Genomic DNA, 12,881 nt, shown 5'->3' with positions numbered 1-12,881 from the left:
TTTATCCACTTTTCTCCATCACAGTCATTTCCCCTTCCGTTCGAGCAATAATGACCGCTCCACACGTATCGCTAAACACATTGACCGCTGTGCGACACATGTCCAACAAACGATCAAACACCATCAAAATACCAATGGCTTCCACTGGAAGCTTTAATGACGAAAGAATTACCATAATCGCTACCAAACTTGCGCTGGGAATGCCTGCTACCCCCACTGAAGTTAATAACGCCAAAATCACAATTAAGAACTGTTGCTGAAACGCCAGTTGCACACCATAAAGTTGAGCAATAAATATGACCGCTACGCATTCGTAAAGTGCCGTGCCATCCATATTCACTGTCGCGCCCAACGGCGTGACAAAACTTGTAATGCGATGACTCACCTTCGCGCGACGCTCCAAACAATCCAATGTCACCGGCAAAGTCGCGCTGGAAGAACTGGTTGAAAACGCCGTCAGCAACGCCGGAAAAATCGCCCGAAAATGCAACCAAGGATTGATTTTTCCCATGCCTCGCAATAACAACGGCAAAGAAATAAAAAAATGAAAAGCCAAAGCCAATAAAACAGTAATAAAAAAACTGAATAAAATACGAAAATCCTGCGGTGCCGTGGATGCCGACACTTTCGCCACCAATCCAAAAACCCCAAGAGGCGCAAAACGCATCACCCACTCCGTTATCATTAGCATAATCTCATAAACACCTTGCCAAAATTTCTTCAAAATAGACTTCGTTTCGCCCGAAAGTCGCGTCATAAAAAAGCCAAACAAAAGACTAAAAAAAATCACCCCCAACATTTGTCCATTTTGTGACGCAACCTCTACCACATTGCGCGGCACCATGCGTAAAAAAATTTCCACTAAATCACTCGGCCCCTTTTCTCCTAAAATCTTCGCAATCTCTCCTGATCCTCGAGATAATCCTAGTAATTCCTTCGCTGTTTCTCCCTGAATTTGCCCCGGACGAATCCAATTCACAAAACCCAACCCCGTTAAAACCGCCAACAATGTTGTCGATAAATAATAACAAATCGTTTTAAAACCTAACCTGCCCAAGATTCCTTCCCCCGCCAAACTGCCCATCGCCGTAATCATCGCCGACGCAATCAATGGAACAATCAACATTTGCAGCAAACGCAAAAATAACTCTCCAATAAAACTATAAATTCCAATTACTGGAATATTTAGAATTCGGTGAAATCCAAAATGCTCCCAACCCACTTCAACTCGCGTCAATTGCCCGCAAATCAACGCCAACACCAATGCTAAAATAATTTGCCCTTGAAATCGCCTGTTAATTTTTTGCTTGTCCCACCCGCTCATCCCTTTTCATTAAACCCATTCACCATTCTAATTACAATGGCAAAACTCATTTTCAGTTTTCGGGATTAGATCTTAGCAGCTAGCTTTATTGCTAATTTATTTCCTACTCATTGCGGCATCTGGGGCATTTCCATTTTGGAATAACCCGCAGGAATTTCAAACAAGGATTTATCTTGAGGTCCAACTTTTAAATTTCTCCAATCAATAACCGCGCCTTCAGCTTCGGAACGCACAGGATAACCTTCCTTCTTATCAGTCCAAATGACGGAGTTAATAGTTTGTCCTTTAATTTTAGTTACAATATTCCATTTGATTGCCGAAATTCCATCGATCTCTTCCTCTCCTGCTTTTTCCCATTTGGAATCATCACTAATGGATTGAATCGCATTGAGCGTGGGATTAGGCACTTCCATTTCCATATATTTATTATCTGGCATCAGCATGATGACTTTATTATCACGATAGATAGTAACTTGCTTAAAACCGTTCATTTCCACTTCAGCACGAGAAAGTTTATCATCTACAAACATTTTCATGGTGTTGGCTGAGGGCATTCCAGGCGCCGTGACCACCATATCCACACTGTATTTTTTGGGCATCTGCCCCGGTTTATCGCCTGCTTTGGAGCAAGAAACCGTCGTCAAAGTAAATAGTAAAGCCAAACCTAAACCTTTAAGAAAATAAGCAAAGTTTTTCATAATTATTTTTACTTTTCCTAAATAGAATAAGGATTGATGTAAACTCTTATTTTGTAAAAAACGACAATGCTTACTCCTGATAATCTTGAATTTCTGTATAATTTCTTGGCACTTCAAATAAAGAAGGATCAGGATCGCCTTCCTTAAAATTGGTTAAATTAACAATCTTATTATCCACTTTGATGCGCAAGGGATTGTTGTTATTAGCATCAGTCCAAACTTTGACAGTTTTATCTTGATTATTAACATGATAAGTAACATTCCATTTAATTGCACTTTTCCCGCTAATCTCTTTGTCACCTATCTTTTCCCATCGTGTATCAGTTTGATAAATCACCGAAAATTCATTAATTAAAGGATGCCCATCCGAAAAAACTCGATACCATTTCCTATCGGGATAAAGCACATATCTTTTGTGGTCACGATAAATATTAATCTGATCCTTGCCTTCTGTTTTGAGTTCGGTTCGAATTAATTCTGGGTTAGCAGAAAACACCCTTCCGCTTTCTCTTTGAGAGCCATCCGTCGCTAGTGTCACAGCAAAATCTGTGGTAAACGCTTTTGGCAAATCCAAAGCTTTTGCCTGAGACGAAAAAAGGCTAATTAAGGATAATAATAATAAATTAGAAATTATTTTCTTCATAAAATCACCTTAATAAGCTCATTAACAAAGTCAAACGGCCCCGCTTTAAATTCCTGACTTGGAAAAGAAAATAGTTCTTTTTACCGTTTGCTATGCTTTTTCTCGTAGGTCCTACTGCCGTTGGCAAAAGTGAAGTTGCGCTTTATCTGGCACCGCTCATTAACGCAGAAATCATCGTGGCCGATTCCATGCAAGTCTATCGTCATTTAGATATCGCCACCGCCAAACCAACACCTGCTGAACAAAAACAGATTATCCATCACTGCTTGGATTTGGTCGAACCTCAGGATTTTTTTTCTGCCGCACAATGGCTAGAAAAAGCTCAAAGCGCTCGCCAACAAATTGAACAGCGCGGTAAACGCGCGCTCGTCGTAGGAGGCACAGGACTTTATATTCGAGCCTTGCGTGTAGGCTTGGATAGCAACCCACCCACTTTACCGCAACACCAGACGCAATTAGCTCAATTCACTTTAGAAGAATTAATTGAAAAAATTCGGCATTTGCAACCTGAAGCCTTGACACTAATTGATATCAAAAACCGTCGTCGCGTGGAAAGAGCTTTCACGATTTTGCAACAAGGCGGCACATTACAACGCGACAGTTGGCAAAAGACTTCTACATCGCCTATTTATGGATTAAAACGAGATTCCGAAGATTTGAAAAACCGGATTAATCAACGAGTCAGAACCATGTTTCTTCAAGGATTAGAAAAAGAATATGAAACTATTTTGAAAGATAAAGTTCCTCCCAACGCCACCGCCTGGCAAGCGTTGGGCTACCGACAAATTGCGGCATGGAAACAAGGTGAAAGAGATAAAATGGATTTCGCAACCTGCCAACAAAAAATCCAACAACAAACGCGACAGTACGCTAAACGTCAAATGACTTGGTTCAAACGAGAAAAAGACATTCAATGGATTTCAGTTTCTGCTGAAGAACCCGCTGAAATGACCGCGCAAAAGATTTACAAAAATTTTATAGCAAGCTAAAAGCTTGCTCTACAAGCTAACAAAAATGGAAACCATCGGACTTATTGCAGGACGAGGCATTTATCCCTTCGAATGGGTGGCTGGCGCGCGACGTGCAGGAGTCAAAAGAATCGTCGCTGCCGCTTTTGAAGAAGAAACCGATCCCAATTTAGCGTCGCAAGTCGATGATATCCACTGGATGCGAGTCGGACAACTGGGCACTTTACTGAAAACCTTTCAAAAAACAGGCGTCACTCAAGCCGTCATGGCGGGTCAAATTCGGCCTGGCAACCTGTTCCATTTAAAACCTGATATCAAAGCGCTTTTACTCTTATCAAAACTCAAACAACGCAATGCGGAAACCCTTTTCTCAGCTATCGCTCAGGAACTTGCCAAATCGGGAGTCACTCTCTTGCCTGCCACCCAATTTTTAGAAGATCAAATCGTGCCACAAGCCTGGAGTGTAGGACCAAAAATTAAACTCCGTTTTCTGGATGATGCGCGTTACGCTTTTCAACTTGCTAAACAAATGAGTGCGCTCGACATCGGACAAACTGTCGTCGTAAAAAAAGGTACCGTGCTAGCAGTCGAAGCGTTCGAAGGAACTAATGAAGCCATTCGCCGTGCAGGCGCTCTGGGTAAAGAAGCGATTGCAGCTAAAGTTAGCAAACCCAATCAAGATTTTCGTTTCGATGTGCCGGTGATCGGCCCCCAAACCCTAGAGGTTGCAGCCGAAGCCAACCTCATGGCAATTGCTGTGGAAGCAGAAAAAACCTTGCTTTTACAAAAAGAAAAAATAATCGAATTAGCTTTCAAACATCATATTACTATTCTTAGCTTAAATTAATTAATTATTTTTTATGGAAAAACTAAAAGTTGGTGTTGTCGGTGTCGGCCATATTGGTCGTGAACATGCTCGTCTTTACTCTTTATTGCCCGATGTGGAATTCGTAGGCATTTACGATTTGAATACTGATTCAGCGCGACGCATCGCTCAACATCATAATGTTAAAGCTTTTTCTTCCTTACAAGAACTCATCCATGCAGTGGATGCCGCAACAGTTGCCACGCCTACTTCAACCCATTATGAAGTCGCAAAACCTTTACTCATTTCTGGTAAACATGTGCTCGTAGAAAAACCTATCACCGACACTCCTCAACCTGCTAAAGAACTCGTGCAACTCGCCAAAGCGCGCAATGTCGTTTTACAAGTCGGACATATTGAACGTTTTAATCCGGTGCTGAGAACTCTCGAGCAATCCTTAACCCACCCGCGCTTTATCGAAGCACATCGACTCTCCGAATATCCTGGTCGCGGCACAGATGTTGGCGTCGTGTTGGATCTAATGATCCACGATTTGGAAATCGTATTGCACCTGGTAAAATCTCCCATTCAAAGCTTAGACGCTGTCGGTGTTGCCGTGCTCAGTAAAGGCGAAGATATCGCCAATGCTCGATTGCGATTTGAAAATGGTTGTATTGCTAACTTAACCGTTAGCCGTATTAGCACAGAAAAATTAAGAAAAATTCGAGTTTTTCAAGAAGACACCTATCTCTCGTTGGATTATCAAAAACAAACCGGAGAAATTTACCGAAAAATTGATTCACAAATCACACGCGAAAAAGTGCCTATCACCAAAGAAGAACCCCTTTCTTTAGAACTGAAATCGTTCGTCGAATGCGCTCGTCTACGACAACAACCTCTTGTCAGCGGAGAACATGGAGCTGCCGCTCTCGATGTCGCGATCGAAATCACCGACCAGATTTGGAAAAACGCTCAAAAATCCGCTTAACCACCCAGACTTCATCAAAACAAAAAGGATGGGATGAAAACATTTTTCCTTATCGCCGGCGAAACCAGTGGAGATCTCATTGGCAGCGATCTCATTCATGCCATGCGAAAAAAACATCCGAAAACCCATTTTTATGGTGCGGGCGGTCCTCACATGCTGGCGGCGGGTCAAATCCAATCCATCGATCTTACTCAACACGCCGTGCTCGGCCTTTGGGAAGTGTTGCGACATTATCCAAAATTTAAAAATTTTTTTCAACAACTCCTAAAACAATGCACCGAACTCCAACCCGATGCACTCATCGTAATCGACTCGCCTGGATTCAACCTTCGTTTCATTAAAAAAATTCGTTCTCTTCTTCCTAAAACCAAAATTTTTTATTATGTCAGCCCACAACTTTGGGCTTGGAAAGCTGGCCGCGTCAAAATTTTAGAACGTTACGCCGATGCCGTATTATGCATCTTCCCTTTTGAACCAGACTGGTATCAATTGCACGCTCCTGGCCTGAAAACCATTTGGGTAGGCCACCCACTGCTCGATCGCTTATTTCCTTTAGATCCCAATCGAAAAAAATTCGAAAAAACTACCATCGCACTCTTGCCAGGAAGCCGAAAACGAGAAATTCAAAAGCACCTACCTCTTTTGCTTGAAGCCGCTCAAATTCTTAATGTCTACAAACCCAACATGGCCTTTTTATGTCTCGCCCCCTCTCTCGCACTCGCTAATTTCGAAAGACAATTTTTAGAAAATCATTTCGGTCTATCCCTCGATATCCAAGTTATCTCCCACTATACCACCACTTATCTGTCACGATGCCACTTAGCTCTCGTCACCTCTGGAACGGCAACCTTGGAATGCGCTTACGCTAACACACCGATGATCGTTTTTTACCATGTGAACCCTCTCACCTACCAACTAGGCAAACTCTTAGTCAAAGTTCCTTACCTAGCCATGGTAAATCTTTTGGTTAACAAACCCGTCATTCCCGAACTGGTACAATCGCAAGCCACGCCAAATCGATTAGCTCATACCGCCATAGAATATTTAAGCAGCGAAACGCGTCGCAAACGGCAACAGGAAGAATTAACAAAAGCTATTGAACTCCTCGGCACTCCGGGTGCCTCGCAGCGTGCCGCAAATTTTATTTTTAATGCTCTATAATTGGTATGTCAGGTAAACTTTTTATTGTTGCAACTCCTATTGGAAATTTGGAAGACATTACCCTTCGCGCTTTGCGCGTCTTGAAAGAGGCTGATCTGATCGCTGCAGAAGACACTCGTCACACAGCCGTTCTACTCAAACATTATGAAATTCAAAAACCTCTAATCAGCTATCATCAATTCAATGAAGCCAAACGCGCTTCCACTTTTTTAGAACAACTTTCGCAAGGCAAACAAATCGCTCTAGTTTCCGATGCCGGATTTCCCGGCATTTCCGACCCCGGCGAACGTCTCATCGCAACCTGTCTTAACCACCAAATCGAAGTCGAAGTCATTCCAGGCGCTTCCGCAGTTTTACATGCTTTAGCCGCTAGCGGATTCGCTATGTGCCCTTTTAGTTTTAGAGGGTTCTTACCCGTCAAAGGCGCCCAACGCATGCGTGTGATCGCTTCATTAAAAGATATAACGGAAACCACCGTCTTTTTCGAATCTCCTCATCGCATCGCAAAAACTCTGGAAGAATTAGCCAACCAATTTCCAGAAAGGCGCGTCTGTGTTGCCCGAGAGCTAACGAAAAAATTTGAAGAAGTCTTACGCGGCACAGCTCAAGAACTAGCCCAGAAACACAAAGGTCGTAAATGGCGCGGAGAAATTAGTTTAGTGATCGAAGGCACTCGCTAAATATTATTTTCACTTCTGACTTCTTGCTTTCTCAACTTAACTTTGCTTTGCTCTTCACATGACTCCCTTTTCTAAAAAATCAGGCTTCACTCTTGTTGAAATCATTACCGTTATCAGCATCATCGCTGTGTTAGCTGCACTGACCATAGGCGGCATTCGTTATGTGAGCGGCGCCGCTAAAGCTAATCGCGCTAAAGCCGAAATTGCCGCTATTGAATCAGCGGTTTCCGATTACACATTGGATTTTGGCGAACCGCCTCAAGGTGAAGACTCCATTACTTCATCGCCTACTGGCACCGGCGCCCGAAAACTCTATGCAGCATTAATCGAAGGCGACAAAATTTATCTTCAACTCAAAGAAAACCAAAAAGGCGGCACACGAGGAAATTATTTTATCCAAGACCCCTACGGCAATCCCTACGGCTACAACAGCTCTAAAGATCCGAGCACAAACCCTAACGCTCCCGAAGTCAGCCTTTGGTCAACCGGTGGCGACGCAGGTAATTCAGAAAAGTGGATTAAAAATTGGTAATCTTTCTTACAAAAGTTGTACCGCATCCACATCCACAATCACCATGATTTCCTCAGGAAAAGTGAGCTCGCTCAAAAAATTCTTTAGCATTTTCCCCATGATTAACGGTTGCATCGTTCGAATTAAAATCTGATAGCGATACCAACCCTGAATCTTTGCCATCGGCGCAGGAGCCGCTTGACTCACCGTGGTTTTTGGCAAAGCGAGCGCTCTCAACTCTTTTTCTAAATAAGTCGCAAAAAAACTAGCGCGCTCTTCACTTCGCGATCGCACTGTTAATAACGTGCAACGACAAAAAGGCGGATAATGAAATTCTCGACGAAACTCCAACTCTTGCTCATAAAATCCTTGAAAATCGTAATGTTTAGAAAATTGAATCGCTGGTACAAAAGGCGTAAAACTTTGCACCACCACATCCCCTTTCACATTGCCTCGCCCCGCCCGACCTGCAACTTGTGTCAGCAATTGAAACACCCGCTCACTCGCTCGAAAATCAGGCAAATGCAACGCCAAATCTGCATAAACAATCCCTACCAACGTGACATTCGGAAAATGCAATCCCTTCGCAATCATCTGCGTGCCAACTAAAATATCAATCTTACCTCGTTTAAAATCGCCAAGCACTCGCTGATGCGCTCCCTTTCGCCGCATCGTATCAGAATCCATCCGTTGCACTACAGCTTGAGGGAAAGCCGAAAGAATCACCTCTTCCACGCGTTCCGTACCCAAGCCCGCATAACGAATACGAGGATCATGACATTGCGGACAAACGTGTGGCGGTTCTTCCGTATGATCGCACCAATGACAACGCACCTTGCCTTGTGCGCGATGAAACGTTAAAGCAACACTACAATTCGGACACATCGCGACATAACCGCAGGCTACACAAATCAAAGAAGAAGAAAAACCGCGCCGATTTAAAAAAAGAATCACCTGCTCTTTTTTTTCCAAGCGCGAATAAATGGCTTCATATAACCGATTCGATAAAACAGGAATCCCTTTCCCTCGAGCCACTTCTTGCCGCATATCCACCACATGCATCGTTGGCATCGCTTGCTCATCCACCCGCTTCTTTAGCTCAGCCAACTCATATTTTTTAGTTTGAGCATGATAATAAGTCTCCACCGCAGGCGTTGCACTACCCAACACCACCAACGCTCCCTCTAATCGCCCTCGCATAATCGCCACATCACGCGCATGATAACGTGGCGCTTCCTGCTGCTTATAACTTCCCTCATGCTCTTCATCCACTACGATCATTCCCAAATTTTTTACCGGAGCAAAAACAGCCGATCGCGCGCCAATTACCACTCGCGCTCGCCCTTCGCGAATCCGATGCCATTCATCATGCCGTTCTCCCGAAGATAAATGAGAATGCAACACCGCTACTTCCGTCCCATCCTCCGCAGCAAATCGCGATTTCAATCGCTCCACACTTTGCGGCGTTAAAGCAATTTCCGGCACCAACATAATCGCGCCTCGACCTTGTTCCAAACACACCCGCATCGCTTGCAAATACAACTCGGTCTTACCACTCCCCGTCACACCATGAATCAAAAACGGTTTGGGATTTTTCTCATTAAGAAATTTTTTTAATTGTTCAAAAACTTGCGCCTGTTCCTCGTTCAAAACCAAATCTTGCGACACCAAAAAATCTTCCGAACTAAACGGATCACGCTCCTGCCTCACCCGAGTCAACGTCACCCACCCCTTCTTTTCCAACGATCGCAACATCGCCCACGACGCGCCCAACTCTTTTTCCGCTTTTGCCACCAATAAAGCGCCTTCAACCTTCGCCAAACTTTCCAACACATGAGCCTGTTTTTTAGCCCGTTGCTTGAGCTGTTCAAAATCTTCGTTTAATATCGATTTCAGCAAACGCACTTCAAACAACTCGCGATAAGAAATTTCTATATTTCTTACCGCTTCAGGAAGAAGCGTTTTCAAAGCCGTTTCTAACGAACACACATAATATTCCGCCATCCACTGCGCTAACTCAATCAAACGCGGTTGAATTAAAGGCTCTTTATCGACCAAATCTTGAATCGGTTTCAACATATTAACCTGCGCCACTTCAGGAAATGCCACCACATAACCCACGGTCAATCTTCGCCCTAAAGGAACCTTCACCCGATGCCCCAACTGAATAGCAGCGCACAAGCTTTCAGGCACCTCATAATCCAATGCCCGATCCATCGCAACCTCTGTCAAAACCCGCGCAACTTTCATTCTTAACCTTTATTGTGGCTTAACTCAAAAATCGCGCAAGCTTTCAGGTTATTTTATTGTGATTAAATACTCGAATAAATAATATAATCGCAGCTATTAATAAAGCACAGTCAGACAACTACACAACAAGCAAAAAATCCTATCAAAGCCAAATTATTATTTCGAAAAACAACCTTGAACTATGCTAAGGTTTAAAAAATGACTTTTCTTTTTAAACTGATTAGCTCTTTGCTCATCGCTTTTGGGTTAGCTTTTTTTCTGCATCAAAGAGAAATCGCAAGAACATCTCGCTACGACGAATGGATTCGTCAGGAAGCCACACTTCGACAAATTGATCCTTATCTCGTAAAAGCCGTTATTTGGCGAGAGACCAATTTCAATCCTCACTACGTCGGGTCGAATCAAGAGCGCGGCCTCATGCAAATCACACCGATTGCAGCTCAAGAATGGCAAGAAAAAGAAAATGGAGAATCTTTTCAGTTGGATCATCTCTTCGATCCTCAAATCAACATTGCCATTGGCACTTGGTATTTGGCACAAGCGTTAAAACGTTGGCAAGAATGGGAGGATCCCATTCCGTTTGCCTTAGCAGAATACAACGCGGGTCGCGCTAATGCACTTCGTTGGGCCACTTCGACGAATGACATCAAATTGACTGCAAAAGATTTTTTGAATCAGATAACTTTTCCATCCACAAAAAATTATATCATTACCACAACGGAAAAATACAAAACCTACCGAAACCAAACTAAGTTTCATTAAAACGCTCAGCAAACTTTGTTAAATCGCAATCATTCAAATTCCAAACTTTTCCCGGAAAATGTTCCAATAAAACTTCCTGATTCGACCGTTGCAAATCCAATCCTTGTCCCATTGCCTCACGATTATTCAAAATGATCCCTTCCAAAACTAAATCCTGCAAAGCTTCCACAGCGCAAAGCGTTTGACTCAAAACACCCAATTGATTCGGAACTACCAAAACCACAGAACAATCCCAACGCCGCGCCAAATCACGCATAGTGAGATTTGAAGTTATCGGTGTCATAATTCCACCCGCGCCTTCAATCAAGACAGTAGAATAAATTATCTCAAGTTTTTTCAAACTTTTATCCAGTCGATCAAAATCAAGAGTTCGATTCTCCGCTGTCGCCGCAACGTAAGGCGCCATCGGTTTTTGCAAAAAAATAGGATTAATTTCATCTAAAACCAATGATGTAGGCGCCATAGCATCCAAAAATTTTTGAGCATCATCACGATCGCCACAAGCAATAGGTTTAAAACCTGCCACATTAGCCGATTTCAATTTTCGCAATAATTGCACCGTAAAAAATGTCTTCCCCACTTCAGTATCGCTACCAGAAATGAAAATGCGTTTCATAACCTCATTCTACGCTTGGCAACACATTATTCAATGCCTTCCAAAGCGCATCGACCATTTGATCCAACTGTTTCTCTGTCACACAATAAGGAGGCATTAACACCAAAACATTGCCAATCGGCCGAGTCAAAAGACCATATTTTTTAGCCGCTTCACAAACCCAATGCCCTATCCTTTTTTCTAATGGAAAAGTTTTTTTCGAATCAAATTCTTCAACCAACTCAATCGCAACTATTGCTCCTTCCCGTCTAACCTCTCCCACGTTGGGATGCTGCCAAAAAAGTTGAGTAAGTTCAGCTAATTTTCGACTCACAAAATCTACTTTCTGAAGCGTTTTTTCTCTTTCGAAAATCGCCACATTTTCTAACGCCACAGCACATCCCAAAGCATTGCCGGTATAACTATGACCATGAAAAAAAGTTTTAAACTCTTCGTATTTTCCTAAAAAAGAGTCAAAAATTTCTTGAGAACTCAACGTGGCCGCTAAAGGTAAATAACCCGCCGTTAACCCTTTCGCCAAGGTAATCACATCAGGCACGAGCTTTTCCTGGTGACAAGCAAACATTTCACCGGTTCGACCAAAACCGGTTAACACTTCATCCAAAAAAATCCAAACTCCTTTTTCACGACAAAGTTCAGCCGCTTGCTTTAAGTAATCCGGTGGATGCATCCACAAGCCCGCAGCGCCTTGCACACGCGGCTCCAAAACAAACGCGGCAATTTTTTCCGAATCCTTTTTCAAAGTTTTTTCTAATTGCTCCAAACATTCCCAACGACATTTTCGTGAAAAGCGTGCCTCCACTCCTTTTTCCGGTTTACTTTGATTATAAGGACAACGATAACACGCGGGACTCATTACCTCTTGCGTTTCGAACAACAATTTTCCATAAGAACGATGAAAAAGTTCGCTTTTCCCCAAACTCATCGCGCCCACCGTGTCTCCATGGTAAGCGCCACCTAAAGACAAAAATTTTTGTCGACTCACCTCACCTCGTTGCTGACGCGCTTGAAAAATCATTTTCAATCCCGCTTCCATCGCTGTCGAACCATCATCAGAAAAAAAAGCGCGATGCCTACAACCCGGTTGCAACAGTTCAACCAAAGCTTGTCCTAAACGCGGAGCAACATCATTCGTCAAACCCAAAAAAGAACTGTGCGCAATACGGTCGATTTGTTTTTTCAACGCTTCATTTAAAGCAGGATGATTATGACCATGAATATTAGTCCAAATCGAAGCGTTACCATCCAAAAATTCCTCACCCGCCTCCGTTCGCAACACAGCCCCCTCGGCCTCTACTACGACAAGGGGTTGACAAGAAGAGTCAATCCATTCACTCATCTGAGTAAAAGGATGCCATAAATAACGCTTGTCTAAAGCCGCGATTGCACTCATGAACTCTAAAATTTATAAAAAGGATCTCATCTCAATAAAAACAAATTGTTTCTAACACAATCTTCTTTTCTTTGATAGAATC

General features: G+C 43.1%; 13 protein-coding genes. 7 read left to right on the top strand and 6 right to left on the bottom strand.

Annotated features, from left to right (window positions below):
• Nucleotide 1 precedes the first annotated feature (1 nt).
• From K1X66_03860 to K1X66_03850, 3 genes are all read right to left on the bottom strand, one after another.
• Entirely contained in the window at nucleotides 2–1,324 is a 1,323-nt protein-coding gene (locus K1X66_03860) for a dicarboxylate/amino acid:cation symporter (GenBank protein ID MBX7157504.1), read from the bottom strand.
• Nucleotides 1,325–1,431: 107 nt separating this feature from the next.
• On the bottom strand, nucleotides 1,432–2,022 hold the full coding sequence (locus K1X66_03855) for a DUF4412 domain-containing protein (GenBank protein MBX7157503.1): 591 nt from the start codon (nucleotides 2,020–2,022) through the stop codon (nucleotides 1,432–1,434).
• Between the two features lie 70 nt (nucleotides 2,023–2,092).
• Nucleotides 2,093–2,665, bottom strand: a complete 573-nt coding sequence (locus K1X66_03850; protein MBX7157502.1) for a hypothetical protein — start codon at nucleotides 2,663–2,665, stop codon at nucleotides 2,093–2,095.
• Nucleotides 2,666–2,757: 92 nt separating this feature from the next.
• Here K1X66_03850 and miaA point away from each other — a divergent pair, with 92 nt between their 5' ends.
• The 6 genes from miaA to K1X66_03820 are packed head-to-tail and all read left to right on the top strand — an operon-like array spanning nucleotide 2,758 to nucleotide 7,799.
• Nucleotides 2,758–3,654 carry a tRNA (adenosine(37)-N6)-dimethylallyltransferase MiaA gene (gene miaA / locus K1X66_03845; protein MBX7157501.1) on the top strand — a complete coding sequence of 299 codons (897 nt, stop codon included), beginning with the start codon at nucleotides 2,758–2,760 and terminating at the stop codon, nucleotides 3,652–3,654.
• Between the two features lie 25 nt (nucleotides 3,655–3,679).
• On the top strand, nucleotides 3,680–4,480 hold the full coding sequence (lpxI, locus tag K1X66_03840) for a UDP-2,3-diacylglucosamine diphosphatase LpxI (GenBank protein ID MBX7157500.1): 801 nt from the start codon (nucleotides 3,680–3,682) through the stop codon (nucleotides 4,478–4,480).
• Between the two features lie 13 nt (nucleotides 4,481–4,493).
• Entirely contained in the window at nucleotides 4,494–5,426 is a 933-nt protein-coding gene (locus K1X66_03835) for a Gfo/Idh/MocA family oxidoreductase (GenBank protein ID MBX7157499.1), read from the top strand.
• 33 nt (nucleotides 5,427–5,459) lie between these two features.
• Complete coding sequence (lpxB, locus tag K1X66_03830; protein ID MBX7157498.1) at nucleotides 5,460–6,587, top strand: lipid-A-disaccharide synthase; 1,128 nt, start codon at nucleotides 5,460–5,462, stop codon at nucleotides 6,585–6,587.
• 5 nt (nucleotides 6,588–6,592) lie between these two features.
• Nucleotides 6,593–7,267 (top strand): 16S rRNA (cytidine(1402)-2'-O)-methyltransferase, encoded by a 675-nt coding sequence (rsmI, locus tag K1X66_03825; GenBank protein ID MBX7157497.1) that lies wholly within the window; start codon nucleotides 6,593–6,595, stop codon nucleotides 7,265–7,267.
• 58 nt (nucleotides 7,268–7,325) lie between these two features.
• Nucleotides 7,326–7,799 (top strand): type II secretion system protein GspG, encoded by a 474-nt coding sequence (locus K1X66_03820; protein ID MBX7157496.1) that lies wholly within the window; start codon nucleotides 7,326–7,328, stop codon nucleotides 7,797–7,799.
• 6 nt (nucleotides 7,800–7,805) lie between these two features.
• On the opposite strand, the gene priA is transcribed toward K1X66_03820, so the two are convergent.
• Nucleotides 7,806–10,028 carry a primosomal protein N' gene (priA, locus tag K1X66_03815; protein ID MBX7157495.1) on the bottom strand — a complete coding sequence of 741 codons (2,223 nt, stop codon included), beginning with the start codon at nucleotides 10,026–10,028 and terminating at the stop codon, nucleotides 7,806–7,808.
• Nucleotides 10,029–10,226: 198 nt separating this feature from the next.
• On the opposite strand from priA, the gene K1X66_03810 reads away from it, so the two are divergent.
• Nucleotides 10,227–10,790 carry a lytic transglycosylase domain-containing protein gene (locus tag K1X66_03810; GenBank protein ID MBX7157494.1) on the top strand — a complete coding sequence of 188 codons (564 nt, stop codon included), beginning with the start codon at nucleotides 10,227–10,229 and terminating at the stop codon, nucleotides 10,788–10,790.
• Here the strand turns inward: K1X66_03810 and bioD are convergent.
• Both bioD and bioA read right to left on the bottom strand, forming a co-directional pair.
• Nucleotides 10,777–11,406 (bottom strand): dethiobiotin synthase, encoded by a 630-nt coding sequence (bioD, locus tag K1X66_03805; GenBank protein ID MBX7157493.1) that lies wholly within the window; start codon nucleotides 11,404–11,406, stop codon nucleotides 10,777–10,779. The two genes, K1X66_03810 and bioD, sit on opposite strands and share 14 nt — an antisense overlap.
• Nucleotides 11,407–11,410: 4 nt before the next feature.
• Complete coding sequence (bioA, locus tag K1X66_03800; protein ID MBX7157492.1) at nucleotides 11,411–12,799, bottom strand: adenosylmethionine--8-amino-7-oxononanoate transaminase; 1,389 nt, start codon at nucleotides 12,797–12,799, stop codon at nucleotides 11,411–11,413.
• Nucleotides 12,800–12,881: the final 82 nt, after the last annotated feature.

This window comes from Verrucomicrobiia bacterium (genome assembly GCA_019694135.1).
In the GTDB taxonomy this organism is placed as follows: Bacteria; Verrucomicrobiota; Verrucomicrobiia; order JADLBR01; family JAIBCM01; genus JAIBCM01.
This window is presented reverse-complemented; position numbering and strand designations above follow the sequence as displayed.